Here is a 26,977-nt window from a genome sequence, read left to right as displayed (position 1 = left end):
GCGATCAGGCCCAGGATGACGTCATCGTGTCTCGTTTGACCTCGTCGTTGCGGGGCGAGACAAGCGCTCCAGCTCCTCGAGGTAGCTTTCCAGTACCAGATTGGGCGGCGCCCCCTTGCGGGTGATGGCGCTGTAGTGGGTGAGGTAGTGACATTCTCGGGGATTCAGGGCGCGCATCCGGTCGTCGCGTACCCAGCGCTCGGCGTAGTGGGTCGGCAGGTAGCCGAGGTAACGACCGGAGAGGATCAGAAAGGCGATGCCTTCTCGGTCGGTGGCCGAGGCGGCGGCCTTGAGCGGTTCGTGAAGCGCCTTGATCTCCGGTGTCTGCGCATAGGCAGGTACGACGGCATCGCACTGTGCCAACTGCTGCCCGGTCACGTGCTCGGCATCGAAGAGTGGGTGCCCCGAGGCGCAGTAGAGCTGCGACGCTTCCTCGTAGAGCGCGCGATACTGCAGCCCGGGCAGGGGCTTGAGCGTCGGAATCACGCCGGTATGCAGGCGCCCGTCCAGCACGGCCAGCTCGATGTCGTTGGGCGGTATCATGCGGATGTTGATGCGCACATCCGGGCCGCGCTCCTTGAGCGCGCTCAGGGCATCGGTGATCAGCATCTCGGGCATGGTCACCAGGTTGTCGGTGATGCCGATGTTCAGTTCGCCCTTGAGCCGGGCATGCAGGCCATTGACTCGGGTGCGGAAGCCTTCCACCGAGGCCAGCAGTTGCAGGCTGGCATCGAACACCTCGGTGCCCTCGTCGGTCAGAGCGAAGCCGCTGCGTCCGCGTTGGCAAAGGCGCAGGCCGAGGCGTGTTTCCAGGTCGTTCATGGCCATGCTGATGGCGGCCCGGCTGATGTTCAGCTCCACCTCCGCCGCGGAAAACCCACCACACTCCACGACCTTGCGATAGATTCTCAGCAGGCGAAGGTCGGCATCGCTGACCTGGCCGCCCAGGGCCTCTTTGCGGCGTGACATCGTTCCGTGCTCCTCGAATGGTGTCGCACGACGAGGCTAGCAGCGGGGGTGCTGAAAGTTAAATGAAAGCTTACATGAGATTCAATATATCTGGATTTAATTGATCATGGGGCGGGACTAGCCTTCTTGTCAGAACCTCCATCAAGGTGACTCACGAGAGGGTGTCGTCATGTCGGATCAAAACCTTGCCCGGGCCGCCGGGCTGAGCCCGGAGCAGTTGGATGCCTACTGGATGCCCTACACGGGCAATCGCCAGTTCAAGCGCGACCCGCGCATTATCGTCGGCGCCGAAGGCAGTTATCTGAAGGATGCCGAGGGACGACGCATCTACGATGGCCTTTCCGGCCTGTGGACCTGCGGTGCCGGCCATTGTCGTCCGGAAGTCACCGAGGCGGTCAGCCGCCAGCTTGGCGAGCTGGACTATTCGCCGGCGTTCCAGTTCGGTCATCCCAAGGCCTTCGAACTGGCTCACCGCCTGGGTGAACTAACCCCGGCCGGGTTGAATCATGTCTTCTTCACCGGCTCCGGCTCCGAGAGTGCCGATACCTCCCTGAAGATCGCGCGGGCCTACTGGCGCAAGAAGGGCAAGCCGGCCAAGACCAAGCTGATCGGCCGCTCCAAGGGCTACCATGGCGTCAATTTCGGGGGCATCAGCCTGGGTGGCATCGGGGCCAATCGCGTGCTCTTCGGCCAAGGGGTCGACGCCGACCATTTGCCTCATACGCTGCTGAAGGAGAATGCCTTCACGCGGGGCATGCCCGAACGTGGCGCCGACCAGGCCGATGAGTTGCTGGAGCTGATCGCCCTGCACGATGCTTCCAATATTGCGGCGGTGATCGTCGAGCCCCTGGCCGGTTCCGCCGGGGTGATTCCGCCGCCCAAGGGCTATCTGCAGCGTCTGCGCGAGATCTGCGATCAGCACGACATCCTGTTGATCTTCGACGAGGTCATCACCGGCTTCGGGCGCATGGGATCGATGACCGGCGCCGAAGAGTTCGGCGTGGTGCCGGACATCATCAATGTCGCCAAGCAGTTGACCAACGGTGCCGTGCCCATGGGCGGGGTCATCGTGCGCGACGAGATCTATCAGACCTTCATGGAGCAGGGCGGTCCCGACTATATGCTCGAACTGCCCCACGGCTACACCTACTCGGGCCACCCGGTGGCTTGCGCCGCGGCCCTGGCCGCGCTGGATGTGCTCGAGAACGATCGCTTGATCGAGCGCGTTCGCGAGATGAGCCCGGTCTTCGAGGAAGCGCTGCACAGCCTCAAGGGTTCGCGTTATGTCAGCGACATTCGCAACTACGGTCTTGCCGGCGCCCTGCAGATCGAGCCCTATCCCGGCGAACCGGCACGACGTCCCTTCGAGATCGCCATGAAGTGCTGGGAGAAAGGCTTCTACGTGCGCTATGGCGGCGACACCATCCAGCTCGGTCTGCCATTCATCGTCGAGCGCGAAGAGATCGATCGGCTCATCAATGCATTGGGCGACGCGCTCGGTGAATTGGATTGAAACATTGGGAAATTGTCTCAAACGCGACTCGGAGCCTTTTGGGCGATGAGCTTTCCCGTCGACAAGTCTTCGCGAGGGCGCTGTGAACCCTTCCATGGGCGCTACATCCGCCATCCATGGCGGATGACCCTCGCTGCGACTTGTCCCCGGCGCTCATCTGACTGACTTCTTGCTTCTTATAACGAGGTACTCCATGACCACACTCGGCCATCTGATCAACGGCTCACGCGTCGCTGGTGAAGGGCGCACCCAGGATATCTTCAACCCTTCCACCGGCGAGGTCGGCGGCCAGGTGAGTCTGGCCAGCAAGGCTACCGTCGAAGAAGCCATTGCCGCCGCCGAGGCCGCTTATCCGGCATGGAGCAGTACGCCGCCCGCCAAGCGCGCTCGCGTGATGTTCAACTTCAAGCAACTGCTGGAGCAGAACGCCGACGAGATCGCCCGGCTGATTGGCCAGGAGCATGGCAAGATCGTCCACGATGCCAAGGGCGAATTGCAGCGCGGCATCGAGAACGTGGAGTACGCCTGCGGCGCACCGGAGCTGCTCAAGGGCGAGCACAGCAAGAACACCGGCCCGGGCATCGATTCCTGGAACGAGTTCCAGCCGCTGGGGGTGGTCGCCGGCATCACGCCGTTCAACTTCCCGGCCATGGTGCCGCTGTGGATGTATCCGATGGCCATCGCCTGTGGCAACACCTTCGTGCTCAAGCCCTCCGAGCGCGACCCGACCTCGACGCTCTACATCGCCGAGCTGGCGCTCGAGGCGGGACTGCCCGCCGGTGTACTCAACGTCGTCAACGGTGACAAGGAAGCCGTCGATACCCTGCTCGACGATGCCCGCGTGCAGGCCGTCAGCTTTGTCGGTTCCACGCCGATCGCCGAAACCATCTATCAGCGTGCCAGTGCCAACGGCAAGCGCTGCCAGGCCCTGGGCGGTGCCAAGAACCATGCCATCGTGATGCCCGATGCCGACATGGACAATGTGGTCGACTCCCTAACCGGGGCCGCCTTCGGTTCCTCCGGCGAGCGTTGCATGGCGCTTTCCGTGGCGGTAGCGGTGGGCGACGAGGCGGCCGATGCCATGATCGACAAGATGCAGGGGCGGATGAAGACCCTCAAGGTCGGCCCCTTCCATGAGGCCGAGAACGATTTCGGTCCGGTGATCACCAAAGCCCATCAGGAGAAGGTCTGCGGCTATATCGACAGCGCCGAGCAGCAGGGGGCCAGGATTGTGGTCGACGGCCGCGACGTGCAAGTGCCCGGCCATGAGAATGGCTTCTATGTCGGCGGTACCCTGATCGACCGCGTGACGCCCGACATGACCTGCTATCTCGAGGAGATCTTCGGCCCGGTGCTGCTGGTGGTGCGTGCCAACTCCATGGAAGAGGCCATGCAGTTGATCGACGATCACGAGTACGGCAACGGCACCTGCATCTACACCCGCGACGGCGAGGCGGCGCGTTACTTCAGCGACCGCATCCAGGTTGGCATGATCGGCGTCAATGTGCCCTTGCCGGTACCGGTCGCCTACCACAGCTTCGGCGGCTGGAAGCGTTCGCTGTTCGGCGACCTGGCTGCCTACGGCCCGGATGCGGTGCGCTTCTACACCAAGCGCAAGACCGTCACCCAACGCTGGCCATCGGCCGGGGTGCGTGAAGGCGCTCAGTTCTCCTTCCCATCTTGATGAAATGAGAGCTGCCCTCGTTATCGGGGGCGGTTTGGTCTTTCAGGATCGGCTCGATCCGCAGCAACCAGGAGGCGCGATGTTCGGATTACCCACTGCGACGACTTGGCTCGTCATTGGCGTGCCGGTGTTCTGGATTCTCTACACCCTGGGATTCCTGTGGGTGACACGGGGGTGGCCGGGGCTCAAGAAATCGGGGAGCGAGTAATAGCTCCATCCCGCGAATGAACGGCATGACAACAACAAGGAGGCATGAGTGAATTCGACGGTACTACTTTTTCTCGCGCTATACTTCCTGGCCATGCTGGCGGTGGGCATCGTTGCCATGCGTCGAGGTGGCTCGAGCAGCATGGAAGGCTATTACCTGAGCGGTCGTAACGTTGGTCCCCTGGTGACGGCCATGACCATGCAATCGACGTCAATGAGCGGCTACATGTTCCTGGGTGCCGGCTCCTTGGGATATACCCAAGGCTACTATGGCTTCTGGTATGCGGCGGGTGACATCGGCGGCGGTGTCGTCAATCTCTCCGTGCTCGGCAGACGCATGCGCAAGCTGTCCCAGATCATGGGTGCCCTGACCTCGATCGAGTATCTCGAGAAACGCTATCCCAGCAAGTGGGTTCGACTTATTTCGGCGCTGCTTTCCGTCTTTCTGCTGGGGGCCTATGTACTGGCGCAGTTCATCGCGGGCGGCAAGGGTCTGGAAATGGTGACGGGCCTGCCCTACGAGGTCTCCCTGTTGATCGCCGTGGCCGTGATCCTGGCCTATACCCTGATGGGCGGGTATGGAGCGGTGGCTTACACGGATTTGCTGCAGAGCCTGGTCATGCTGGTCGGCATCGTCTGGATCCTGTTCGCCACGCTCCAGGAGGTGGGCGGACTGACTGCCGCCAACGAGGCTCTCGCCACCATTGATCCGACCCTGTTGTCCGTCTGGGGCAGGGATCTGGCCTACGAGGGGCAGTGGGGCATCGTGCTTGGCGCGCTGCTGATCTTCTCGATCGGTTACATGGGCTGGCCTCATGTGGTAACGCGTCACATGGCGATGCGCAACCCCTTCCATGCCCGGCGTGCGGGGGTTTATTCGACACTCTGGAACCTGGTGTTCGTGAGCGCGCCCTATATTCTGGGTACGTTGGCGATTCTGGTGCTGCCGGATCTCGACGATCCCGAACAAGCCATTTTCGCCCTGGCACAGAGCCTGCTGCCGGCTGCTGTCGTCGGTATCGTGATGGCGGCGATCATGGCGGCCATCATGTCCACGGCGGATTCCATCCTGTTGCAGACGGGCAGTATCGCGGCGCGTGACCTCTATGAGCGCTTCATCAATCCGCGGATGGAGGAAAAGCAGATGGTCCGAGTATCGCAACTGATCGTGCTGCTGCTCGGCATGGCATGTGCCGTGATTGCCCTGTTCGAGCCTCCAGCCGTGTTCTCGATCGTGGTCTTCACCACCTCGGTGCTGGGTAGTGCCTTCCTGCCGGCTTATGTGGCTGCGGTGTGGTGGAAAAAGGCCAACACGCCAGGGGCTCTGTCATCGATCGTCGTCGGCGCTGTCGTTGCCTTCCTGTGGAAGTATCTTGGGCTGGAGGGAGCGACCGAGATCCATCCCATGCTGGCCGGCCTGGTGCTGTCGAGTGTCACCATGGTTGCCGTCAGCCTGGCAACACAACGCCGACATCCCGTGCCGGAGCACATCCTGAGGGCCATGGAGGAAACGGAAGAGCTGCGTCCCCTGCCGAGATCGTTGGCTTCCAGGCAGAGTTTCGAAATGGCCCATGAAGCATTGACGCTCAAATCCGCCGAGCAGCCGACATGAATGAGGCACTACTGAACGAGGTCGTCGATACAGAGGAGGCCTGGCTGGCTGCCAGGCTTCCTCTGGACGACGTGGCGAGACGGATCTCGGGAATCGACACCACCCTGGATGCCCGGGAGGTCCAGGCTGTGGGCTTTCCTTACCTGCTGTTCACTTTCCGTTGGGAGTCGCGGCGTTGGGGGCGAACGTGCCAGGAGCTGATGAGCTGTATGGTGGATCGCTGCCAGGGCGTCAGTACGACGCTGGAGCGCATCGAGTTCGGCTCGTCTCCGGCTTCGCCGGTGTTGCTGCAGCCCGCACTCGACACTCCGCCTCTAGAGCGCAAGGCACGCCAGCACGTGATGCAGGTACGGCGCCATCGCTTGAAAAGGCGAGCGGCCTCGGGACTGGAACTGGTTGCGAGTCGCCGGGTGAGAAAGCCCTTGTGGCGAGTTGTGGCCCGCCACCAGCGGCATGGCGACATCGAGTTGTTGCTGGATGGCGTGACCGGCGGTTACTACGTGATGTGACACGGCCCATGATGCCTGGTTGGGCGAGAAAGGCTGCTCGTTACACCAGCGACAGCAGGGCGGTTACCAGCAGGTCGGGGTCGTAGAGTGGGGCATCGTTTTCGCCGATCAAGCGTGTATCGATCAGGGTGACCCCCAGTTCGGCGAGGAAGTCAGGGGATAGCTGACCGGGGTAGTCGCCGCGCTCGCTGTCGATGAGCACGAAGTCGAGCAATTCCCGGGTGGGGCAGGTCTCGCCGATATCGCGGTGCAGGGTGTCGAGCAGGGTGGTGATCTGCCGTTCCAGGTCCATTCCGGCCTGCTCCGGGTCGGGGCTTGAATTGGGAATGAAGACCTTGGGACAGCGGTTGGCGTGGATGGCCCGGCCGACGCCGTGGGGCAGCAGGTTGGCCAACAGGCTGGAGTAGAAGCTGCCCGGCGGGTAGCAGATCAGCTCGGCGGAGGCGATCAGGCGCTGGTTTCTCTTGTGCAGCTTTGCGGTAACGGGCTCGTAGGTATCCCGGTCGGCCGAGAGTTCGAGTCTGGCGATAGGCGTGACCAGCGGCGCAACTTCCTTGCCGGTGATGCGGTGCTGGCCCAGTACTTGGCAGCCGTCCGTCAAGGTGGCCGCCAGGTGATAATCCTGGTCGATGATGGCGCGGACGGTGCCGCGGACGTGGACCAGCTTGGAGAACAGGAAGGTGATCGGGTCGAGCTGCTGATGATTGTTCAGGTAGCCGCCCGCCAGAATCAGGTTGCCGATGCTGGCGCCGCGCAGGTCGAAGTCGTCGGGCATTGCCTCGAGGAAGAAGCCGAGCTGGTTGCAGATCAAGCGGCGCATCGGATTGGAAATATCGCCGGTCAGAGGATGCTGCCCGCGCGCCAGCGTGTCGAGGGTGGCCCGCAGGGCATCCGGCTCGGCTTCCTCTGGCAGCCGGTAGGTGAATAGTCGGCAGACCTCGGGGTGGCCCAGGATGGAGTCGTCCGCGAGTGCCATCAGGCGACTGCGCAGATCGCCGATGGCCGGCATACCGAAGGCCTTGCGCAGCTTGGCGGAGCTGCCGCCTGAGTCGAAGGGCGTCACCAGGTGAATGGAGTTGTGGGTATAGTGCTGTAGCCGTCGAGATATGCCGTTGAGGGCCGAACCGCCGCTGAAGAAGAGCAGCTTCGGCCCGAGTTCCGGGGCCTTGTGGTAGCGCTGGACCCGTAGAGGGTCGGGTACCCGCGCGGTGCGGGTCACGCGAACGTCGACCATGTCGTTTTCCTGGCTTTGTGTCTGGAACGCCTAGCCAAGAGTGCCTGCTTTTGGTCGTCTTGTCGCCTTCCCGGCGGTAAGGACGGGGCCTGGTTTCACGGAAATTTCATGCGGGGTGTGGCATGCTTGAAGTAGCGTTGAAACTTCGAGTGATCCGAGCATGGCCGAGCTGATTCCCGGTGTGCGCAATTCGGCCAGAGCGCTGATTCTGCGCGAAGACCACATCCTGCTGTTGCAGAAGGAGGATGATGTCTACGCGCTGCCCGGTGGCGGCCAGGAAACCGGGGAGCCCCTGGAGGCGGCCTTGCAGCGCGAGTGTCGCGAGGAGATCGGTACTGATGTGCTGGCGCCTGCGCTGATTCAGGTCTGCGACTACTTCAAGCTCAAGCGTACCGAGCCCGCTACCCGTCGCCATCAGGTGGATTTCATCTTTCGCTGCGCCGTGCCGGATGACTATGCCCCGCATAACGGCCCGAGCCCCGACAAGCGCCAACTCGAAGTACGATGGGTCGAGGTCCGCGACCTCGTCCGATTGGCCTTTTCGCCCGCCTATCTGGTTCTCCAACTGCCACGCCTGATCGAATCCCGAGAACGGACGGCAGAGCCCCTTTACACAGGCGTTTTCCATGACCAATCGAATCCCTGAGAGCATTCAGGACAATCTGCGTTTCCTGTGTGTCGAGGTGGATTCGCAACTGGCCAACCTGCAAGCCTTTTTTACCAGCCCCACGGCTGCCATCGCCCGGCGTGTTGCGGAGCGCGATGGTTATGCCCGCAACCTCAAGATGCGCATCCATGCCGATTGCATCAGGCGGCTTTCCCGCAAGAAGACCGGGGAAGCCAGGCGCCGTCTGCTGCGCAGTCTGGAGCTGGTATCAACGGACCTTGATCGTCTCACCGAGTTGAGTCGCGAGTGCATCCATCAACTGGTCGACATGGACGATCTGGCGGCACTGGATCCGGAAACCTTTCCTCCCATGCTGGCTCAGGTGCGCTCTGGCGTGGCCAAGGTCGAAGAGGCGGTCGCTGGCAGCAATACTCAGCGGGCCCTGCAGATAGGTCGACTGGAGGCGAGCCTGCAGAAGGATGTCCGGCGCCGGGTGAGTCACTGCATCACGGCGCTCAAGAGGCGTCATAATCGCACAGAGGATCTCACCCGGGCGCTCTTCGTGGCCCAGGCCATTCGTCAGATGGGTGAGGTTCTGCTGCATCTCAGCGAGGTGATCATCTCGGCCAATCTGGGGCAGTCGGTCAACTTCGAGCGCTATTGTTCGCTGCAATCGCTGGTGGAGGACTTGACCGACAGCGAGAACGAGGACTTCAGCATGGCGCCCATCGCCGAGACCCGTTCGGGCAGTAGTATTTCGGGGATCTCGACGGGCCAGGATGATGACTATGTGGCCATCTTCAAGGATGGCCTCAAGCGCAAGGTCAAGGAAGAACGCCAGGGAGTTGAGAGCTGGCACGAGATATATCCCGGTCTGGCGCCCAAGATTCTCTCCTACAAGAAACGCGGCCAGTCGGCGGCGCTGCTCATTGAACACATGCCGGGTTTCACCTTCGAGCAGATCCTGCTCAACGAGTCTTCCGAGTTACTCGACGAGGCGCTGAAACGGCTGACCCGGACGCTGAAGTCGGTTTGGCGCGAGACTCATACCGACATCCCGGTTGCGGCCAACCATATGCAGCAGCTCGAGAAACGTCTCGGCGAGGTGTACAAGATTCATCCCGAATTCAAACATAGTGGTGCAACGGTATGCGGCGTCGATCTGCTTGCTTTCGACACCCTGGTCGAGCGAGCCAGGGACAAGGAAGCCGGCCTCGAAGCGCCCTTTTCGGTGTACATCCATGGCGACTTCAATGTCGATAACATCATCTACGATCCACTCGAGCGGCGGATCAATTTCATCGACCTTCATCGCTCCAGCTACATGGATTACGTGCAGGATGTCTCGGTATTCATGGTTTCCAACTATCGCCTGCAGATCAAGGATGCCCCGCTGCGCCGACGGATCATGCAACTGGCCCAGGACTTCTACCGGATGGCGCGTCGTTATGCGATATCTCAGGACGATGTGACCTTCGAATTGAGGCTGGCGCTGGGGTTGGCGCGTTCCTTCGCCACCTCCACGCGTTTCATCCTCGACAATGCCTTGGCCAACAGCATGTTCCTGCGGGCCCGTTATTTGCTTGAGCTGGTGCTGGCGGCCGATCCGCAGAAGGCGCACCGCTTCCGTATTCCCATGAAGGAGATTTTCGTTGACTAACCCCAAGATCGGCGTGGTGGGCATTCCCGGCAAGTGGTCCACCGAGGTGTTGGCGGATGCCATCGAAGCGCGCACCGGGTTTCGTGCGGTGATTGACCTTCATGAGACCTGCCTCGACCTGACCTCGGGCCGCCTCGAGCATCGGGGGCAGGACCTCGGCGAGCTGGATGCCTTGATCGTCAAGAAGATCAGCGCCGAGTACAGCCCCACCAGCTTGGACCGCCTCGAATTACTGCGGGTGGCCGAGGCCCGGGGCGTCAGGGTGTTCAGCAGGGCGGAGACGATGCTGCGGCTGATCAATCGGTTGAGCTGTACCGTTACCCTGCGCAATGCGGGCATTCCGATGCCGGAGACCCTGGTCACCGAAGACCTGGACAGCGCCTGCCAGGCGGTCCAGCGCTTCGGCGAGGCGGTCTTCAAGCCGCTGTTCTCGACCAAGGCGCGTGGCATGTGCGTGATTTCCGCCGATCAGTCGCCCGAGGCCCTGCGCCGCGAGGTGGCAGCCTTTCGGGCTGACAATCCGATGATGTATCTGCAGCGCCGGGTGGAGCTGCCCGGCCGCGACCTGGGCATGGTGTTCGCCGGCGGGCGCTACCTGGGCACCTATGCCCGGGTACCCCAGAGCGGCGATACCTGGAACACCACCATCCACAGCGGCGGGCGCTACGAGGCCTATACGCCGTCGGCCGAGCTCATCGAGCTGGCCACCCGGGCCCAGGCGCCCTTCGATCTGGACTTCACCACCGTGGATGTGGCTGAGACCTCGGACGGCCCGGTTGTCTTCGAGGTGTCTGCCTTTGGCGGTTTCCGCGGCGCTCTGGAAGGAGCGGGAATCGATGCCGCCGGCGCCTACCTCGACCACGTGCTGAGCGAGCTATGAGCGCTGCTACCGAAAGTCCCGGTGCCTTGGCCCGCACGCTGGTCGGCGTCACCGAGCTCATCGACCAGACTTTGGTTCTGGCCATGGGGCAGGCCCGCCTGGCCGTACGCTCGAACTCGGCCGAGCTGCTCGATACCTTGGGCGACTATTTCGCGCACTGCCTGGTACCGGGTGAGACAGCGGATCTCGAGGTGATCGCCATCGAGCGGGAGGCCCCCGAGCTGAAGGTGGATTTCCTCGACTGGTCCCGGGAGGCCGGCAAGACCGGGCGCAAGGACAGCATCCTCGATCTCCCGGGCGGCCGGCTGGTGCGCAAGGTTCGCACCGGTATGGTCTTTTTGCAGAGCGCAACGCAGCGCATCGCGGCTGGCCCCTGTCGTGCCAACGTCAATCAGGTGGTGAATTTCATTCTGGCCCAGTACATGAATCACCTTCAGCAGGCGGACTGGCGGATCTGTCACGCTGCGGCTCTAGTGCATGAGGGCCGCGCGCTGGCCATCGCCGGCTTTTCGGGGGGCGGCAAGTCCACGGCCATGCTGCGGGCCCTGGAGCATCCCGGGACCGCCTTTCTGACCAATGATCGGTTGTTTCTCAAGCGCCAGGGCAGCGGCGTGCGGGCCGCAGGCGTACCCAAGCAGCCGCGCATCAACCCGGGGACGGTGTTGCACAATTCTCGGCTCGAGGCCTTGATCCCGGCCGAACGTCGGGAAGTGCTGCGAGCCTTGCCGTCGGCCGAACTCTGGGAGTTGGAAGAGAAGCACGACGTGCCCATCGCCACCTTCTATGGGCCGCAGCGTCTCATCGCCGAGGCGCCCCTGGCGGCTTTCGTTGTCCTCAACTGGCGTCGGGACGACGCGAGCCCGACGCGGGTCACGGCGGTGGATCTGGAACCGCGCCGGGATCTGCTGGCGGCTATCATGAAATCACCCGGCCCCTTTTATCAGCATGCCAACGGTCGCTTCGAGGCCGATGGGGAACCGCTCGACGAGGCGGCCTATCTGGCGGTACTCGAGGGGATTCCGGTTTATGAGGTGACGGGCGGTATCGATTTTTCCGCTCTGGTCGAGGGGCACCTTTATCCCTTGATGGAGGGCTAGCCATGTCTCGAGAGCTGCTGGTGCTGCGCCACGGGAAGTCCGATTGGTCGAAGCCGGTGAGCGATGTCGAGCGACCGCTGAAGAAGCGCGGCAAACTGGCCGCGCAGCGCGTGGGGGCCTGGCTCGCCGAGCAGGACCGGGTGCCTGACCGCATCCTGGCTTCGCCCGCTGAACGTGCCCGGGCCACTGCCGAGAAATGCGCCAAGGCCATGGGGCTGACGCAGGCCGACGTGGTGATCGAGCCGAGCCTCCTCGATGCCGGCTCCGAGGCGTTGGCCGCTGTGGTGTCGCGTTGCCCCGAGGCGGTGACGCGCCTCATGGTGGTTGGCCACAATCCCGGCCTCGAGGCGTTTCTGGATTGGTTGTTACCCGAACCGCCCCCGGTGCCCGATGACGGCAAGTTGCTGCCCACCGCCGCGCTGGCGCATTTTGCCCTCGACGGTGAGTGGTCGATGTTGGACGCTGGCGCCGCGCGACTGATCGAGATCCGCCGGGCCCGGACGTTGCCGGAGGGCTTTCCCTATCCCTTTCCGGATGGCTCCGAGCGCCGGGAGCGGCCGGCCTACTACTACACGCAGTCCGCCGTGTTGCCCTATCGCTGGCATGACGGTGTCCTGGAGATACTGCTGATCGGATCGAGCGGCAATCGGCATTGGAGCCTGCCCAAGGGCATCGTCGAGCCGGGGCTGAGTCCCGAGGATTCAGCACTCAAGGAGGCCGCTGAGGAGGCTGGCATCAGCGGGACCATCTCTGCCGTCGCGCCGGCTCGCTATCGTCAGGCCAAGTGGGGGGCGACCTGCAACGTCGAGCTGTTTGCCATGCGCGTCGACAGCGAGCAGCCCGAGCACGCCCGCGAAGAGCCGCAGCGGAGCCGTCGTTGGGTCGGGCCCGAACAGGCTGCCGAGCTCGTTGCGAGCGACGCTCTCGCCCATGAGATTCGGGCGCTGTCGGCGCGCCTTGCCACCGGGAGCACGGAGTGAGCTCGGCACCGCGCACTATCGCGGTACTCGTTCGGCATGGTGACTACCATCAGTTGCCCGATACGCCCAGTGCCCACCAGCCTTTTCCGCTCACCGAGCGAGGCCGGACCCAAGCCGATAAGGCGGCTTGGGAGTTAGGGGCGATGCTCGAAGCCGAAGGTTGGCGGCTGGCCGAGACGATCGACACCTCCGAGCTGTTGCGGGCCTGGCAGACCGCCGAGCGGTTGCGCGAAGGGCTCGCCAACTGCTGGTTCCCGCTGCGCATCGAGGACTTCGGGGCGCTGGCCGAGCGAGGGCTGGGGAGCGCGGCGAACCTGACTCTCGAGCAGATTGTGCGGGCGGTCGAGGCGGACCCGCGCTGCGACGCGTTACCCGCGAACTGGAAGGCGAGCAGCCATTTTAGGTTGCCTCTGCCGGGGGCGGAGTCGCTGATGGAGGCCGGCGAGCGCGTCGCCGATCATCTCGAGTCTCGCATGGCCGCCCTGGCGGCCGAGGTTCGAGGCGATACGGCGAAGCTGTTTGTCGGCCACGGGGCCGCCTTTCGTCATGCTGCTTACCGGCTTGGGGTACTGGCCTTCGACGACATCGCCCGGTTGAGCATGTACCACGCTGCCCCGGTCTACCTGGAGCGCTTCCCGGACGGGCGCTGGCGACACATCGGGGGGCACTGGAAGCGTCGGCAGAGCGGCGAAGGCCACCATGACTAGGCACTGTCCGAAAAGTGCCTGCGCTTGGCCGAGCGGCCGGTAGGGCATGTGTTGTCACGGGGGTGTCACCTTGGTGTCATACGCTATGCCGTATTTCTTCCCCCACCAGGAGCCGGCGCATGGCGAGTGGTCAGGTGCACATCGACATTCCTCGCTACAAGGGAGTATCGCGAGTGATACAGGGGCTGCCGACGACGGTGGAGCCCTGGGTGCCGGGCGGACGCAACGCCCAGGCGCGCGGAGGCAGCTCGCCGGAAGTGGTCTCCCGACTGCTGCGTCGAGCGGTTGCCCATCGCCCCTGGACCTGGCCTGACCGCCCTATCTATTTTATCTCCGACCCTCATGCCGATGCCGAGGCCTTCGTTGGCTCCCTGGTGGCCTCCGGTGGGGTGAAGAAGACAGGCCCGGGGCTCGATGACATCAAGCTGACCAAACGGGGGCGGAAAGGCGCTTTCGTCATCGGCGGAGACTGCCTGGACAAGGGGCCAAGTAACCTGACACTGCTGCGCAGCCTGCGTCGGCTGATGGACAGCGGCGCCCAGGTGACGCTGCTGGCGGGCAATCATGATATGCGCCTGTTGATGGGGCTGATGGCCCTTGAACATGAGCCGTCTCCGCGCACCGAACATCTCTTCGCGCGCATGGGTAACAAGGCTATCCCGTTGATCAAAGAGGTCTACGCCGAGTATCTGGCATGGCAGGAAGACCCGCTGGCGGATGTGCCCGGCAAGAAGGCCTGTCGGCGTCGCCTCATGCCCGGCGATGACTGGTTCGACGCTTTTCCATCGATGGCGCGGGGGCAGATGTCCGACAAGGCCATCGACAAGGAGCTCGCCAGGTTACGCAAGAAAGTGTCGAGCTTCGAGGCGTCCTGCGAGCGGGCGGGGCTGACGTTGCGCCAGGTCTATGCGACGGCATGCAAGCTGCGTGAGCTCTTTCTCCGGCCGGAGGGGGAGTTCGCCTGGTTCTTCGAGTCGATGCAGCTCGTGCATCGGGAAGGTTCCTTTCTTTTCGTGCACGCGGGGCTGGATGACAGTATCGCCCGGCGGATCGAGAACGAAGGGATCGCGGCGCTGAACCGGTGCTTCACCACGATGGTGGTCGATGACCCCTTCGCGTTCTACTATGGGCCTCTGGCCAACACGCTGCGAACCAAGTACCGCAAGGTCGACTTTCCCCTTACCGAGCGCGGTGTCGACCACGTTTATCGCGAGGGCATTCACGCTGTCGTACACGGCCATCTCAATCTCACCGCCGGCCAGCGGCTGATGATCCGTCGCGGCATGCTGCATATCGAGGGCGATATCACCCTGGACCGCAACTCCCGACGCAAGGAGGGCCTCGAGGGGCATGGCGTGGGCGTGACGATCATCCAACCGACAGGCAAGGTGGTCGGCATCAGCAACGACTACCCGCATGCCAAGATTTTCGAGCCGGAAACCTATCTCGACGGCCGCGGAGCTTCCCGGCGCTCGGCCACCAAGCACAAGGCAGGATGTCCATGAAGCCCGAGAAGAACCTCTTCCGGCACGAATCGCTACAGAGCATCAAGGGTGCCCAGGAGATCCTCAAGGCCATCACCAAGGGACTGGCCAAGGGAGTGCTGTCGTTCTCGGACGGCGACGGCGAGATCCGGCTGACTCCCAAGGGGCTGATCAATCTCAAGGTGACGGTTCGCAAGGAAGATGACTATCACCGCCTGGATATTCGGCTTTCCTGGCAGGCCAGTCATGGCGCGTCCAAGAAATCGACGCTACAAGTGAGCCACGACGAATAAGGGCGCGACGACGCGACTTTTAGCTAGCCGGCCCGATCAGGTGCTTCACTTCCAGGTAGGCGGCAAGTCCCCAGGGACCGAGTTCGCGGCCGATACCGCTGTGCTTGAAACCACCCCAGCCGGCTTCCGGCATCACCAACTGCTCGCTGTTGAACCAGATGCTGCCGGCGCGCAACGCTCGGCCAACGCGCTGGGCACGTTCGCTATCACCCGAGATCACGGTGGCAGCGAGGCCGAAGTTGGAGTCGTTGGCGAGTTCGATGGCTTCCGCTTCGCTTTCGACGCTGCGTGCGCAGAGCACCGGGCCGAAGATTTCCTCGCGCCACAGTCGGCTGCTGGTGGGCACGTCCCGAAACAGCGTTGGTGCGATGAACTCGCCCTGCTCCGGTAGAGCGCGATGTCGAGCGTCGCGTACCGCGACCAGCCCCTCTTCGGCGGCAATGGCCAGATAGTCTTCGACGCTCTGGCGCTGGCGCGCGCTGGTCATGGGCCCCATGTCGGTGTCGTCGCCCAAGGGGTCGCCCAGGCGAATGGCGTCGATGCGCCGACCCAGAGCATCGTAGAGGGCGTCAGCCAGCGAGTGATGGACGAGCAGGCGCGAGGTGGCCGAGCAGATCTGGCCGCTGTTGAAGTAGATACCGGCCATCACCCAGTCGGCGGCCTGTTCCACCTCGGCGTCGTCGAGCACCAGGATCGGCGACTTGCCGCCGAGCTCCAGGGAAACGCCTCGTATCCCCTCGGCAGCGGCTCGCATGACGCTTTCACCGACGCGGTTGCTGCCGGTGAACGAGAGCTTGTCGACACCGGGATGTGCGGTGAGCGGAGCGCCGATACCCTCGCCATCGCCGTGGATCAGGTTGAGCACGCCGGCAGGCAGGTCGATGGCCTCGGCGATGTCGGCCAGGGCCTGTTCCGGCAGCGGGGTGACTTCCGAGGGCTTGAAGACCACCGTGCAGCCGGCGGCCAGTGCCGGGGCGATCTTCCAGGCGCTGGTCACCAGCGGGAAATTCCAGGGCGTGATCAGCCCGACCACGCCGGCCGGGTCCTCGTAGGTGCGTGCCGCGACACCGTCCATGCCATGTTCCACCAGGCGCCCCTGACGAGCCTCCAGGGCCCGGGCCTGGCCGGCATAGTAGCGATAGCAGGCGATGGCGTCGTCCAGGTCGATCGCAGTCTCGGCCAGCGCCTTGCCGTTGTTGGTGGACGAGAGTCGCATCAGCGACTCGCGGTGTTGCTCAAGATGCGTGGCAAAGGCTTCGAGATAGGGCGCGCGGCCATCGCCGTCGAGTGCCTGCCAGGTCGGCTGGGCTCGCCGGGCGGCCGCTACTGCGGCATCCACGTCGGCGGGATCACCGGCGGTGACCTCGGCGATCTGGCGCTGGCGATAAGGATCGGTGACGGCCAGGCGTCGCTGGCCGTGGCTTTCGACCCACTGATTGTCGATGAACTGACGGGTCAGTCGTTGCATGTCGGGCTCCTTGTCTGGGGCTTTCCTGAGGCCGTGTCGGCTCATGGTCGAACGATGGCATCGGCCCAGGCGGCGGCGTCGATCTCGATCAACATTGGCCCGTCGGTGGGGCGGTGCGTCAGTGCGCGTATCAGGCCGTCGCAGTCGTTGGCCCGGGTGGCGGCGCAGCCGAAGCCTGCTGCCAGCGTCTGGAAGTCCGGGGCTCGAATATCCACGCCCAGCCGCTCGACGCCGGCATCGTCCATGAAACGGCGAATCTCCTCGTAGCCCTGGTTGTGCCAGAGCAGGATCACCAGCGGCAGTCGCTCCTCGACGGCGCAGGCCAGCTCGGGAAGGGTGAACATGATGCCGCCGTCGCCGACCAGCGCGACGACCGGCAGGTCGGGACGGGCGAGCTGTGCGCCCATTGCCGCCGGCAGGCCGTAGCCGAGGGTGCCGTAGCCGGTGGAAGCGTTGAAGAAGCGCCGGGGCGTGGGCTGGGCGACCAGGTGATTGGCGGCATAGGTGGTGGCGCAGGAGTCGCCGACCAGGATGGCCTCGGGCAGCACCTCGGCCAATGTCGCGAACAGCGGTACATAATTGGCGAAGGCGGGATCCTTCGTCAGGCCGAGGGCATCCAGCGCGGCGTGGGTTCGCTCGGCGCCCCGGCGGGCGAGGCGCTCGGGGAAGTGACGCGTCAGGGCTCCCAGGGCCAGGCCGGCGTCGGCGCAGATGGCCATGGCGGCGTGCTGGTTGCGGGCCAGTTGCTCGGGATCGATGTCGATGCGGATCAACCGGCCGGTCAGCGCGAAGCCCCCGTCGAACACCACGTCGTAGTCGGTTTCGCCGAGTTCGGTGCCGACGGCGAGTATCACGTCGGCCTCGTAGGCCAGGCGGCGCACCGCCAGCAGCGAGGCATTGGCGCCGAGGTCCAGGGGATGATCGCGGCCCAGCAGCCCCTTGGCGTTGATGGTGGTGACGGCGGGCGCATCGAGACCCTCGACCAGGCGGCGGGCCGCATCGGGGGCGTCCACGCAACCGCCGCCCAGCAGCACCAGGGGGCGCTCGGCCGTGCGCAGCCAGGTGGCGGCTTCCTCGATGGCGGTGGCATCGGGCGCCGGAGGCGTCAAGCGCGGACGCTGCCAATGCGTGGGTGGCGCAACCGGAGCATCGAACAGGTCGATGGGAATCTCGATGTGCACCGGCCCCGGGCGACGGCTCTCGAACACCGCGAAGGCCCGTGCCAGGGCTTCCGGCAGCCCATCGGGGTCGAGCAGGGTATGGCTGAAGCGCGAGACGCCGGCCAGCAGTTGTTGCTGGCTGGGCAACTCGTGGAGTCGCCCCTGGCCACGCCCCAGGGTGTCGCGGCGATTGACGCTGGAGATCACCAGCATGGGCACGGAGTCGGCCAGTGCCTGTCCCATGGCGGTGGCGATGTTGGTCATGCCCGGCCCGGTGATGATGAAGCAGACACCGGGCTTGCTGGTGGCCCGGGCATAGCCGTCGGCCATGAAACCGGCGCCCTGCTCGTGGCGGGGCGTGATGTGGCGCAGGCCGCTGTCGTGCAGGCCGCGGTAGAGCTCCACGGTATGTACGCCGGGGATGCCGAAGACGGTATCCGCCTGGTAAGTATCGCGCAGCAGGTGGATCAACAGTTCGGCGCAGGTCATGTCGTGTCGGTCGGTGTCATGCATGGCGATACTCCTCAGCCGACCAGCCAGTGGCCCATGATCACGATGATCGGCAGGGTGATGGCGGTGCGCAGCAGGAAGATGACGACCAGCTCCCAGAGCTTGAGCGGAATCTTGGACTTCAGCAGCAGGGCGCCGATCTCGGACATGTAGATCAACTGGGTCAGCGACAGGCAGGCGATGACGAAGCGCGTCAGTTCGCTCTCGATGTCGCTGGCCAGCACCGCCGGCAGGAACATGTCGGCAAAGCCCACCAGGGTGGCTGGCGCGGCGGCCGCGGCCTCGGGCACGTTCATCCACTCGAGGACCGGCACCATGGGATACGACAGCCAGGTGAACAGCGGCGTGAACTCGGCCAACACCAGGGCGACCGTGCCGATGGCAATTACCAGCGGCAGCAGGCCGAAGAAGATGTCGGCGACGTTGAACAGGGCCCGGCGCAGCAGTTGGCGCGCCCCCGGTGCCTGCTCGGCCCGCGCCACGGCCATGCCCAGGCTGTAGCGCAGCAGACCGGTGGAGCCGGTACGTTCCTCGGCAATACGGCAGCCTGCCGGTTCGTAGTAAGTATTCGGCTTGCGCGACAGCGGCGGCAGGCGCGGCACGATCACCGCGGCGATGAGCCCCGCCACCACGACCGTCAGGTAGAAGGGAATGAAGAGGTGGTTGATGCCGATGAAGCTGGTCACCAGCAGGGCGAAGGCGATGGAGACGATCGAGAAGTTGGTGGCAATGGCCGAGGCTTCACGACGGTTGTAGTAGCCCTGTTCGTATTGCTGGGTGGTGATCAGCACGCCCACGGTGCCCGAGCCCATCCAGGAGGCGGTGGCGTCGATGGCGCTGCGTCCTGGCAGGCCGAAGATCAGCCGGAAGGGTGTGCGCACCAGACTGCCGATGAACTCCATGAAGCCGAAATCGACCAGGAAAGGCAGCAGGAGGGCGGCGAAGAAGAAGAAGGTCAACAGCACCGGCGCCAGGTCATTGAGCATCACCCCGCCGGTGAAGGAGGCGGTGATCACGTCCGGCCCGACCTGGAAGAAGGTCATCAGCGCGAAGGCGGCGCCCAGCAGGCGCATCACCAGCCACAGTGGCGCGATGCCGAACAGCTCGCCCAGGGCATTGTCGCGGGCCCAGGCGGGGTTGGTGAACTTGATGAGCAGGGTCAGCAGTGCCGAGAGGCACAGCACGACCACGGCAATGGCCGGCAGGGCGTCGCCGAGCAGCGCCTTGAGGCCATCGGCGAGCAGCCCCATGCCGATGTTGATGGTGTCGCCTGTCGAGAAGGGCACCAGGAACATGCCGATGCCGATCAAGGACGGCACGATGAACTTGAGCAGCCCGGATTTTCCCAAGGGGCCGCCGGTCGCGGTAGATGTTGTGGAGTCGAGGGAGGACATGGTGAAACCCTGTTTGGCGTTGTAATGGGGATGCCCGACCGATGGGCCGGGCCAGGTGTTCGGGTGTCAGTCGCGGTATTGGACGCCGGGCAGCACGCACAGCATCTCATAGAGCAGGGTGGCGCCCATCAGGGCGGTGTTGCCGCTGGTGTCGTAGGGCGGGGCGACCTCGACGAGATCACCGCCGACCACGTTGAGCCCCTGGGCGCCACGCACGATCTCGAGCCCCTGTTGGGCGGTCAGGCCGCCCATCTCTACGGTGCCGGTGCCCGGTGCCACTGAGGGGTCCAGGCCGTCGATGTCGAAGGAGATGTAGACCGGGCCATCGCCCATCTGCTCGCGCACCTCGGCCATCAGGGGGGCCAGCGATTTGTACCAGCACTCCTCGGCGGTGACGACGCGGAAGCCCTGTTCGCGGCACCAGTCGAAATCGTCGGCCGCATAGCCGGTGCCGCGCAGGCCGATCTGGACGACGCGCTGGCTGTCCAGCAGGCCTTCTTCCTGGGCACGGCGGAAGGGGCAGCCATGGGCGACCTCTTCGCCGAACATCTGGTCGTTGATGTCGGCGTGGGCATCGATATGAATCAGCCCGACCGGGCCGTGCTTCTTGGCGATAGCGCGCAGCACGGGCCAGGTCAGGGTGTGGTCGCCGCCCAGAGTCAGGGGCACGCAGTTCTGGGCAAGCACGGCGTCATAGTGGTGCGTGATGATGTCGAGGTTCTTGGGCAGGTTGAAGGTGTTGATCGGCACGTCGCCGATGTCGGCCACCTGCAAGCTGTCGAAGGGCGCGGCGCGGGTGGCCATGTTGTAGGGGCGCAGCATGCGCGATTCATCGCGGATCTGGCGTGGCCCCAGGCGAGTGCCCGGACGGTTCGAGGTGCCGATGTCCATGGGAATGCCGAGGAAGGCGGCATCGAGGCCGGTGGCGTCGTTCTGGGTGGGCAGGCGCATCATGGTGGAGGGGCCGCCGAAGCGCGGCATCTCGTTACCGCCGAGGGGCTGGTTGAAGTCGCTCATGGTTGGCTTCCCGAGTCGTGGTGATTGTCCTTCTGTTTCTAGCAGGAAGCGTGCCAGGTCATGATATTTCGACTTTTCAGTCAGTTAGCGACGCCAGTGATTCATGGATGAATCATTGGCATCGATCGAGTGATACACTTGTGGATCAATGATCCATGAATGAATCGATGCCATGAGCGATCTCGACTCCCTGACCCTGCGCACCATCATCGAAACCGCCCACGACCACTTCTTCGTGGTCGAGGCTGATGGGCGAATACGCGATGTCAGTCCGGCAGCGGCGGCGGTATATGGCATGTCCCGCGAAGCTTTGTGTCGTACCACGGTTCAGGCGCTGGAAGCCGAGGGGGTGCTGCGACCCTCGGTCAGCCTGGAAGTGATGCGTACTGGCGAGCCCGCCCAGGTGGCCCAGGTGACCAGCACTGGCCGGCACGTCATCGCTCAGGCGCATCCGGTGTTCGATGCCGGCAAGCTGGTCGCCGTGGTCAGTCGCTCGATGGATCTCACCGACCTGCAGTTACTGCAGGAGGAGTACGCTCTGCTGCAGCGGCGCTTCAACGAGCATCTGAGACGGGGTGGCGGCGAAGAGGCCGGCAGCGAGATCGAACTGGCGGACCTGGAGGCTCGCAGCGGGTTGATGCGCGAGGTCGCGCTGCTGCTCAAGCGGGTGGCACCGACGGATGCCACGGTGTTGATGCTCGGCGAGTCGGGGGTCGGCAAGACTGCCTTCGCTCGACAGCTGCACCGCTGGAGCCCTCGGCACAAGGGCCCCTTCGTCGACGTCAATTGCGGGGCGATTCCCGAGAGCCTGTTCGAATCCGAGATGTTCGGCTATCGGCAGGGGGCCTTCAGTGGCGCCGCGCCGGGCGGCAAGGCGGGATTGATGGAGCAGGCCGAGGGCGGCACGCTGTTTCTGGACGAGGTCGGCGAGCTGCCGCTGCCGATGCAGGCCAAGCTGCTCAAGGTGATTCAGGATGGCTGCATCACACGGCTCGGCGATACCCGGGCGAGGCGTGTCGATTTCCGCTTGGTGGTGGCCACCAACCAGGATCTGGCGCGCAGCGTCGAGACCGGCCACTTCCGCCTGGACCTCTATTATCGGCTCAATGTCATTCCCGTGACCCTGCCACCGCTGCGGGAGCGCCGCGAGGATATTCCCGGGTTGGTCGAGCGCCACCTGCAGCGTCTCAACACGCGTTATGGCCGCGACAAGATCATCGCCCGCGATGCCTGGCAGACGCTGATGGGCTGGGAGTGGCCCGGTAACGTGCGCGAACTCGAGAACTGGCTGGAGCGTGCCTGGCTCTCGGCGGGCGAGGATGTGATTCGGCCCCGGCAGGAAACCGGGCAACCGGACGGCTCCGAGCGGGCCGTAACGTCGATGATGGAAGGTGAGGCCTCGCCCGGGCGCCCTGGCCTGGCCGGAGGTGAGACGCTCCAGAGCGCGCTGGCCCGCACCGAGTGCGACATTCTGGCCGGACTGTGTCGCGAAGCGAGCTCGACCTATGCCATCGCCGAGCGCCTCGGCATCAGCCAGCCCAGCGTGGTGAGGAAGTTGCGGCGACATGGGCTGCGTATCGAGCGCTCGCGTTGATAGGGGATTCTTGACCCGTTAATTTATCATGATAAATTGACGGCGATGCTCGATCCCTGACCCAACAAGGACAACGACATGAGCCTACAAGAGCAGACGTTGCGCGAGCGCAGGCCGTGGTACCGGACCGTTCCGGACCCCATGGTGCTGATCTTCCTGATCCTGGTCGCCACCTATGTGTTGACCTTCTTCATTCCCGCCGGCGAGTTCGAGCGCGTGGTGCGCGATGGCCGTACCGCCGTGGTGCCCGGCTCCTTTCATTACCTCGGTGACGTGACGGCGATTCATCCCTTCGATGTCTTCGTGGCGATTCCCAAGGGGCTGATTTCCGCTTCCCAGTATCTGTTCATCGTTTTCATTGCCGGCGGGCTGTTTCACATCCTGCAGAAGAGCGGGGCGCTGGAGAATGCCATCGGCGTGGCGGTGCGACGAGTGGGGGTGGCGAGACGCAACCTGATCATCACCGTGGGCACCTTCATCTATGGATTCTTCGGTGTCGCCGTCGGCTTCGAGAACAATATCGCCCTGGTGCCCATCGCGGTGCTTATTGCCAGTGCCGTGGGCTGTTCGAGCCTGGTGGGCACGGCGATGGCGGTGGGCGGTATCGGCGTGGGTTTCGCCTTGTCGCCGATCAACCCCTATACCGTGGGCGTGGCCCAGGGCATTGCCGAACTGCCGACCTTCTCCGGGGCCTGGCTGCGCACCCTGATGGTGATCACGTCCCTGGCCTTGTTGTCGCTGTACATCTGCAAGCGGGTCACGCGGATGGACTTCGAGGAATCTCCCCATGCCGAGGCGCTGAGCAAGCATCTCGACGAGTATCGGATGGAGCGGCGCGACTGGCTAACCCTGTTGGTGTTCGTCGGCGGTCTGGTGGCGATGCTGTTCGGCGTTTTCACCGCCGGCTGGTACATCAACGAGATCGCCGGCATCTTCCTGCTGCTGGCCATCGTCATCGGTGCCATCAACGGCCTGTCGGCCAACGGTATCGTCAAGCAGATGATGGAAGGTGCCTCCGGCGTGACGGCCGGGGCGCTGGTGATCGGCGTGGCGGCATCGATCCAGGTGATCCTCGAGCAGGCGCAGATCATCGACACCATCGTCAATGCCCTGAGCGGCCTGATCGAGGGCATCCCCATCATGTTCTCGGCGATCATGGCGAGCGTGGTGCAGGGCGTGATCAACCTCTTCGTCCCTTCCGGCTCGGGACAGGCGCTGGTGACCATGCCGATCCTGGTGCCCGTGGCCGACCTGGTGGGCATGAGCCGCCAGTTGATGATTACCGCCTTCCAGGTCGGCGACGGCCTGACCAACCTGATCGTGCCGACCTCCGGTGGGACCCTGGCGATGCTGGCGCTGGGGCGGGTCTCCTATGCCCAGTGGCTCAAGGCCATCATGCCCTTCATGGCGCTGGTCTACCTGCTGTGCTGGGGCGGGCTTGTCGTCGGCCACCTGACCGGCTACTGAGCATGACCCTTTCGCTGCTGCATGTGCATCCCGAGACCGGCACCGTGGCAAGCCTCGCCGCCACCGGCAGTGTGGCGGTGGGGGGCTACGTCAATCACTGCTGGCGAGGGCTCGGAGCCTGTGCCACCCAGGGATTGACCACCAATCCCTGGTATCCCGAAGGGGTGAGGCGTGCCCTGGAGCAGGGCCTGTCGGCCCAGGACGCCTTGAACGACGTGGTCGCCGGAGACGCCGGTGCCTCGCGCCGCCAGTGCCTGGTGATGGACGCCGACGGTCGGTCGGCGCTGCACACCGGTATCGACAATCAACCCGTGGTGGCCTCCGCCCGGTGTCCCGGCGTGGCCGCGGCCGGCAACATGCTGGCCGACGCTGCCGTGCCCGAGGCCATGGTGACGGCCTTCCTGGCAGCTACCTGTGAAGATCCCGATGCAGTGCTGAAGCAAGGGAAGGCGCCCCGCTTTCGCGAGACGCATGACGTCGAGTTGCTGGCGGCGTTGATCGATGCCCTCGAGGCGGGGCTGGTGGCCGGCGGCGATCACCGCGGCTGTCGTTCCGTCGCCCTGCGCATCGAGTCCTTCACCATGGCCCCGATCGATCTGCGCGTGGACTGGGTCGAGGCGGATCCCGTGATCGAACTTCGTGCCCTGGCGCGTCGAGTCGCGTCCGAAGATTTCCAGGCGTTTCTGCGTTCCCTGCCGCACCGCTGATTCGCCCATCGGACGTGAATCGGCACGATCCTGTACCGGAAGTATTCCGCATGAACTGGGGCCGGCATGCACTGTAGTCGGTATGAATTGGAGAGAGTATGTCGATGCACGATCGAGACGCCTCGCTGGGGCGTGACCTGCTGGCGTGGCTGGATGAGGCCGCGCGCCATTCCCTGCCCGGTCCGGGCGTGACGCGCCTGTTCTGCAGCGCGGAGCACCGCGCCGTGCTCGAACTTATCGCAGGATGGATGCGTGAAGCCGGGCTCGAGCCACACCTGGACGCCTCAGGCAATCTGGTGGGCAGTTGCCCGCGGGCAGCGGCCGGTGAACGCACGCTGATCCTCGGCTCCCATCAGGATACCGTCGTCGAGGGCGGCAAGTACGATGGCATGCTGGGCGTGGCCCTGCCGCTGATGGCGCTGAAAACGCTGCGTGAGCAGGGTGTTGAACTGCCCTATGGCATCCTGGTGGTGGCCTTCGGCGATGAAGAGGGCACGCGTTTCCAGTCGACCCTGATCGGCAGTCGCGCCCTGGCCGGCACTTTTCAAGCGGAGAGCCTGGACGCCACAGATGCCGACGGAATGACGCTGGGCGAGGCATTACGCGACTTTGGAGGCGACCCCGAGGCAATCCCGGCCCTGGCCCGTGATCCCGAGCGAGTATTGGGTTTCTGCGAGGTCCACATCGAACAGGGGCCGGTGCTGGAGCAGCGTGATCATGCCGTGGGCGTGGTGACGGCGCTGACCGGTATCGAACGGCATCGGGTCACGCTTACCGGCAAGGCGGGACATGCCGGCACCACGCCGATGCCGGGGCGGTGTGATGCCCTGGTCGGTGCTGCCGAGATGGTGGCGGCGGTCGATCGGGTGCTCAACGCCACCGACAATCTGGTGGGTGTGGTCGGCAAGCTGGATGTGCGGCCCAACGCCGTGAACGTGATTCCCGCTGAGACCACCTTTACCTTGGAGCTGCGTTCGCCCAGTGCTGAGGTGCGTCGGGCCGGTCGCGCGCAACTGCTCGACGCCTTCGCCGAGATTGCCGAGACACGCGGGCTGTCGCTCGACATCGAGCAGACCTATAGCGCCGAGGCGGTGGACTGCGCCGACTGGATGATCGAGGCGCTGGAAGCGGCCAGCGAGGAATGCGGCCAGCCTGCCGAGCGGCTGTTCAGCGGTGCTGGCCATGACGGCCTGGCGATGCGCGATCTGACCGATATCGGCATGCTGTTCGTGCGCTGCCGCGACGGTTTGAGCCATCACCCCGACGAGGCCATCACCGCCGCAGACGCCGATGCGGCCACGCGAGTGCTGATGGCCTTCCTGCGTGGGCTCGCCAAACGCGACTGACCCAGCTCACGCCTCGGAAAGGAAGTCCCGGCGAACCTGGGCTTCCTGGGTGTTCATCACCGCCTGGGCGGACAGCATGTGCTCGTGCATGATCCGCCTGGCCTGTTCGGCGTCGCCGGCCTCGATGGCATCGAGCAGTTCGGCGTGGAAGCGGCAGCCGGTCCGGCCGAGATCGTGCGTGGCGGGTTCGTAGAGCCGCCGATAGATGGTCAGGTCCGAGAGCACCTGGGTGGTGAAGCGAATAATGAAGCACAACAGAGGGTTGCCGCCCGACAGCTCGGCGAGCATCAGGTGGAAGTTCAGCGAGTCAAGGTGCTGCTGGCGCTCTTCCTCCTCGTCGCGGGCAGTGTCGGCGTAGCTTTCCAGGCTGGCACGCAGCCTCGACATGTCCTCAGGGCTGACTCGACCCGCCAGCGATGCTGCCAGTTCCGGTTCCAGCGCCAGGCGGATCTGGTAGATATCGCGGATCGAGATGTCCTGAAAGAACAGGTAGTGGCTCAGCAGCGAGATCGCCCTGGCCTCGCTCATGGCGTGCACGAAGGCGCCGCCGCCCGGGCCGGTACGCGTTTCCACCAGCCCCTGTGCCTCCAGCACCCGGGTGCTCTCCCGCACGGTGCCCTTCGACACTCCCAGACGCTCCATCAGCTCCGCCTCGCCGGGTAGCCGGTCGCCAGGCTTGAGCTGCTTCTCGACGATCCAACGCTTGATGGTTTCCGCCACTTGATAGGGGCGCCGCTTGGTGGAACTGCCAGCCATGGAATCACGCCGTCTGATGAATATCGGGAAGCCAAAGGGTAACAGAGCCAAGCGGGGCGGGGCAGCGAGCCGATATACCTGTCGGGATTCGGAGTAGCCGATGACAAAGCGGTGGTCAGGCC

The 26,977-nt window shown here is 64.3% G+C and carries 24 protein-coding genes; 17 read left to right on the top strand and 7 right to left on the bottom strand.

What is annotated here, in order from left to right; genetic code table 11:
* Window positions 1-21 precede the first annotated feature (21 nt).
* The gene (locus tag FZZ93_RS12070; RefSeq protein ID WP_149322579.1) at window positions 22-969 is read right to left on the bottom strand and encodes a LysR family transcriptional regulator; all 948 of its coding nucleotides are present in this window, start codon (window positions 967-969) and stop codon (window positions 22-24) included.
* A gap of 169 nt (window positions 970-1,138) precedes the next feature.
* On the opposite strand from FZZ93_RS12070, the gene aptA reads away from it, so the two are divergent.
* The 5 genes from aptA to FZZ93_RS12050 all read left to right on the top strand — a co-directional run bounded on the left by aptA (window position 1,139) and on the right by FZZ93_RS12050 (window position 6,494).
* Window positions 1,139-2,482 (top strand): omega-aminotransferase AptA, encoded by a 1,344-nt coding sequence (gene aptA / locus FZZ93_RS12065; RefSeq protein WP_149322578.1) that lies wholly within the window; start codon window positions 1,139-1,141, stop codon window positions 2,480-2,482.
* Between the two features lie 193 nt (window positions 2,483-2,675).
* The gene (locus tag FZZ93_RS12060) at window positions 2,676-4,166 is read left to right on the top strand and encodes a CoA-acylating methylmalonate-semialdehyde dehydrogenase (protein WP_149322577.1); all 1,491 of its coding nucleotides are present in this window, start codon (window positions 2,676-2,678) and stop codon (window positions 4,164-4,166) included.
* A gap of 79 nt (window positions 4,167-4,245) precedes the next feature.
* On the top strand, window positions 4,246-4,374 hold the full coding sequence (locus FZZ93_RS18630; protein WP_281290375.1) for a hypothetical protein: 129 nt from the start codon (window positions 4,246-4,248) through the stop codon (window positions 4,372-4,374).
* 48 nt (window positions 4,375-4,422) lie between these two features.
* Entirely contained in the window at window positions 4,423-5,985 is a 1,563-nt protein-coding gene (locus FZZ93_RS12055) for a sodium/proline symporter (RefSeq protein ID WP_223111787.1), read from the top strand.
* Entirely contained in the window at window positions 5,982-6,494 is a 513-nt protein-coding gene (locus FZZ93_RS12050) for a hypothetical protein (protein ID WP_149322576.1), read from the top strand. Before FZZ93_RS12055 ends, FZZ93_RS12050 begins: the two co-directional genes overlap by 4 nt.
* A gap of 40 nt (window positions 6,495-6,534) precedes the next feature.
* Here the strand turns inward: FZZ93_RS12050 and FZZ93_RS12045 are convergent, their stop codons facing one another.
* Entirely contained in the window at window positions 6,535-7,728 is a 1,194-nt protein-coding gene (locus FZZ93_RS12045; RefSeq protein WP_149322575.1) for a GAK system CofD-like protein, read from the bottom strand.
* Between the two features lie 160 nt (window positions 7,729-7,888).
* On the opposite strand from FZZ93_RS12045, the gene FZZ93_RS12040 reads away from it, so the two are divergent.
* The 8 genes from FZZ93_RS12040 to FZZ93_RS12005 all read left to right on the top strand — a co-directional run bounded on the left by FZZ93_RS12040 (window position 7,889) and on the right by FZZ93_RS12005 (window position 15,436).
* Window positions 7,889-8,374: an NUDIX domain-containing protein gene (locus tag FZZ93_RS12040; RefSeq protein WP_149322574.1), complete on the top strand. Its 486-nt coding sequence runs from the start codon at window positions 7,889-7,891 to the stop codon at window positions 8,372-8,374.
* Window positions 8,355-9,995, top strand: a complete 1,641-nt coding sequence (locus FZZ93_RS12035; protein WP_149322573.1) for an aminoglycoside phosphotransferase family protein — start codon at window positions 8,355-8,357, stop codon at window positions 9,993-9,995. Before FZZ93_RS12040 ends, FZZ93_RS12035 begins: the two co-directional genes overlap by 20 nt.
* The gene (locus FZZ93_RS12030) at window positions 9,988-10,875 is read left to right on the top strand and encodes a GAK system ATP-grasp enzyme (RefSeq protein WP_149322572.1); all 888 of its coding nucleotides are present in this window, start codon (window positions 9,988-9,990) and stop codon (window positions 10,873-10,875) included. Before FZZ93_RS12035 ends, FZZ93_RS12030 begins: the two co-directional genes overlap by 8 nt.
* Complete coding sequence (locus tag FZZ93_RS12025) at window positions 10,872-11,972, top strand: HprK-related kinase B (RefSeq protein ID WP_149322571.1); 1,101 nt, start codon at window positions 10,872-10,874, stop codon at window positions 11,970-11,972. Before FZZ93_RS12030 ends, FZZ93_RS12025 begins: the two co-directional genes overlap by 4 nt.
* 2 nt (window positions 11,973-11,974) lie before the next feature.
* The gene (locus tag FZZ93_RS12020) at window positions 11,975-12,952 is read left to right on the top strand and encodes a histidine phosphatase family protein (RefSeq protein ID WP_149322570.1); all 978 of its coding nucleotides are present in this window, start codon (window positions 11,975-11,977) and stop codon (window positions 12,950-12,952) included.
* Window positions 12,949-13,659, top strand: coding sequence for a histidine phosphatase family protein (locus FZZ93_RS12015; protein ID WP_246146202.1), 711 nt, complete (start codon window positions 12,949-12,951; stop codon window positions 13,657-13,659). The genes FZZ93_RS12020 and FZZ93_RS12015 overlap by 4 nt, the downstream gene beginning before the upstream one ends.
* A 119-nt stretch (window positions 13,660-13,778) precedes the next feature.
* Complete coding sequence (locus FZZ93_RS12010) at window positions 13,779-15,164, top strand: metallophosphoesterase (RefSeq protein WP_149322569.1); 1,386 nt, start codon at window positions 13,779-13,781, stop codon at window positions 15,162-15,164.
* On the top strand, window positions 15,161-15,436 hold the full coding sequence (locus tag FZZ93_RS12005) for an amphi-Trp domain-containing protein (protein WP_149322568.1): 276 nt from the start codon (window positions 15,161-15,163) through the stop codon (window positions 15,434-15,436). The genes FZZ93_RS12010 and FZZ93_RS12005 overlap by 4 nt, the downstream gene beginning before the upstream one ends.
* 19 nt (window positions 15,437-15,455) lie before the next feature.
* Here the strand turns inward: FZZ93_RS12005 and FZZ93_RS12000 are convergent, their stop codons facing one another.
* From FZZ93_RS12000 to speB, 4 genes are all read right to left on the bottom strand, one after another.
* Window positions 15,456-16,904: an aldehyde dehydrogenase family protein gene (locus FZZ93_RS12000; RefSeq protein ID WP_149322567.1), complete on the bottom strand. Its 1,449-nt coding sequence runs from the start codon at window positions 16,902-16,904 to the stop codon at window positions 15,456-15,458.
* Between the two features lie 41 nt (window positions 16,905-16,945).
* On the bottom strand, window positions 16,946-18,577 hold the full coding sequence (locus FZZ93_RS11995) for a 5-guanidino-2-oxopentanoate decarboxylase (RefSeq protein ID WP_246146201.1): 1,632 nt from the start codon (window positions 18,575-18,577) through the stop codon (window positions 16,946-16,948).
* Window positions 18,578-18,588: 11 nt separating this feature from the next.
* Window positions 18,589-19,968 carry a YjiH family protein gene (locus tag FZZ93_RS11990; protein ID WP_149322566.1) on the bottom strand — a complete coding sequence of 460 codons (1,380 nt, stop codon included), beginning with the start codon at window positions 19,966-19,968 and terminating at the stop codon, window positions 18,589-18,591.
* A gap of 66 nt (window positions 19,969-20,034) precedes the next feature.
* The gene (gene speB / locus FZZ93_RS11985) at window positions 20,035-20,985 is read right to left on the bottom strand and encodes an agmatinase (protein ID WP_149322565.1); all 951 of its coding nucleotides are present in this window, start codon (window positions 20,983-20,985) and stop codon (window positions 20,035-20,037) included.
* A 172-nt stretch (window positions 20,986-21,157) separates the two neighbouring features.
* On the opposite strand from speB, the gene FZZ93_RS11980 reads away from it, so the two are divergent.
* From FZZ93_RS11980 to FZZ93_RS11965, 4 genes are all read left to right on the top strand, one after another.
* A complete protein-coding gene (locus tag FZZ93_RS11980; RefSeq protein WP_149322564.1) occupies window positions 21,158-22,579 on the top strand; it encodes a sigma-54 interaction domain-containing protein in 1,422 nt (473 codons plus the stop codon).
* Between the two features lie 78 nt (window positions 22,580-22,657).
* Window positions 22,658-24,046 carry a YfcC family protein gene (locus FZZ93_RS11975; RefSeq protein ID WP_149322563.1) on the top strand — a complete coding sequence of 463 codons (1,389 nt, stop codon included), beginning with the start codon at window positions 22,658-22,660 and terminating at the stop codon, window positions 24,044-24,046.
* 2 nt (window positions 24,047-24,048) lie between these two features.
* On the top strand, window positions 24,049-24,753 hold the full coding sequence (locus FZZ93_RS11970) for a DUF1028 domain-containing protein (RefSeq protein ID WP_149322562.1): 705 nt from the start codon (window positions 24,049-24,051) through the stop codon (window positions 24,751-24,753).
* Window positions 24,754-24,857: 104 nt separating this feature from the next.
* On the top strand, window positions 24,858-26,099 hold the full coding sequence (locus FZZ93_RS11965) for a M20 family metallo-hydrolase (protein ID WP_149322561.1): 1,242 nt from the start codon (window positions 24,858-24,860) through the stop codon (window positions 26,097-26,099).
* A 6-nt stretch (window positions 26,100-26,105) separates the two neighbouring features.
* Here FZZ93_RS11965 and FZZ93_RS11960 read toward each other — a convergent pair whose 3' ends face one another.
* Window positions 26,106-26,855, bottom strand: coding sequence for a FadR/GntR family transcriptional regulator (locus FZZ93_RS11960; protein ID WP_013331058.1), 750 nt, complete (start codon window positions 26,853-26,855; stop codon window positions 26,106-26,108).
* Window positions 26,856-26,977 lie beyond the last annotated feature (122 nt).

The organism is Halomonas eurihalina (assembly GCF_008274785.1).
In the GTDB taxonomy this organism is placed as follows: domain Bacteria; phylum Pseudomonadota; class Gammaproteobacteria; order Pseudomonadales; family Halomonadaceae; genus Halomonas; species Halomonas eurihalina.
The sequence above is the reverse complement of the archived record's forward strand: the minus strand, read 5'-3'. Positions and strand labels throughout refer to the sequence as shown.

What these genes read in the sequence shown, in the direction of transcription:
- FZZ93_RS12070 (WP_149322579.1), bottom strand. Translation starts at nt 969, where the DNA reads ATGTCACGCCGCAAAGAGGCCCTGGGCGGCCAGGTCAGCGATGCCGAC.
- aptA (WP_149322578.1), top strand. Translation starts at nt 1,139, where the DNA reads ATGTCGGATCAAAACCTTGCCCGGGCCGCCGGGCTGAGCCCGGAGCAG.
- FZZ93_RS12060 (WP_149322577.1), top strand. Translation starts at nt 2,676, where the DNA reads ATGACCACACTCGGCCATCTGATCAACGGCTCACGCGTCGCTGGTGAA.
- FZZ93_RS18630 (WP_281290375.1), top strand. Translation starts at nt 4,246, where the DNA reads ATGTTCGGATTACCCACTGCGACGACTTGGCTCGTCATTGGCGTGCCG.
- FZZ93_RS12050 (WP_149322576.1), top strand. Translation starts at nt 5,982, where the DNA reads ATGAATGAGGCACTACTGAACGAGGTCGTCGATACAGAGGAGGCCTGG.
- FZZ93_RS12045 (WP_149322575.1), bottom strand. Translation starts at nt 7,728, where the DNA reads ATGGTCGACGTTCGCGTGACCCGCACCGCGCGGGTACCCGACCCTCTA.
- FZZ93_RS12040 (WP_149322574.1), top strand. Translation starts at nt 7,889, where the DNA reads ATGGCCGAGCTGATTCCCGGTGTGCGCAATTCGGCCAGAGCGCTGATT.
- FZZ93_RS12035 (WP_149322573.1), top strand. Translation starts at nt 8,355, where the DNA reads ATGACCAATCGAATCCCTGAGAGCATTCAGGACAATCTGCGTTTCCTG.
- FZZ93_RS12025 (WP_149322571.1), top strand. Translation starts at nt 10,872, where the DNA reads ATGAGCGCTGCTACCGAAAGTCCCGGTGCCTTGGCCCGCACGCTGGTC.
- FZZ93_RS12020 (WP_149322570.1), top strand. Translation starts at nt 11,975, where the DNA reads ATGTCTCGAGAGCTGCTGGTGCTGCGCCACGGGAAGTCCGATTGGTCG.
- FZZ93_RS12010 (WP_149322569.1), top strand. Translation starts at nt 13,779, where the DNA reads ATGGCGAGTGGTCAGGTGCACATCGACATTCCTCGCTACAAGGGAGTA.
- FZZ93_RS12005 (WP_149322568.1), top strand. Translation starts at nt 15,161, where the DNA reads ATGAAGCCCGAGAAGAACCTCTTCCGGCACGAATCGCTACAGAGCATC.
- FZZ93_RS12000 (WP_149322567.1), bottom strand. Translation starts at nt 16,904, where the DNA reads ATGCAACGACTGACCCGTCAGTTCATCGACAATCAGTGGGTCGAAAGC.
- FZZ93_RS11995 (WP_246146201.1), bottom strand. Translation starts at nt 18,577, where the DNA reads ATGCATGACACCGACCGACACGACATGACCTGCGCCGAACTGTTGATC.
- FZZ93_RS11990 (WP_149322566.1), bottom strand. Translation starts at nt 19,968, where the DNA reads ATGTCCTCCCTCGACTCCACAACATCTACCGCGACCGGCGGCCCCTTG.
- speB (WP_149322565.1), bottom strand. Translation starts at nt 20,985, where the DNA reads ATGAGCGACTTCAACCAGCCCCTCGGCGGTAACGAGATGCCGCGCTTC.
- FZZ93_RS11980 (WP_149322564.1), top strand. Translation starts at nt 21,158, where the DNA reads ATGAGCGATCTCGACTCCCTGACCCTGCGCACCATCATCGAAACCGCC.
- FZZ93_RS11975 (WP_149322563.1), top strand. Translation starts at nt 22,658, where the DNA reads ATGAGCCTACAAGAGCAGACGTTGCGCGAGCGCAGGCCGTGGTACCGG.
- FZZ93_RS11970 (WP_149322562.1), top strand. Translation starts at nt 24,049, where the DNA reads ATGACCCTTTCGCTGCTGCATGTGCATCCCGAGACCGGCACCGTGGCA.
- FZZ93_RS11965 (WP_149322561.1), top strand. Translation starts at nt 24,858, where the DNA reads ATGCACGATCGAGACGCCTCGCTGGGGCGTGACCTGCTGGCGTGGCTG.
- FZZ93_RS11960 (WP_013331058.1), bottom strand. Translation starts at nt 26,855, where the DNA reads ATGGCTGGCAGTTCCACCAAGCGGCGCCCCTATCAAGTGGCGGAAACC.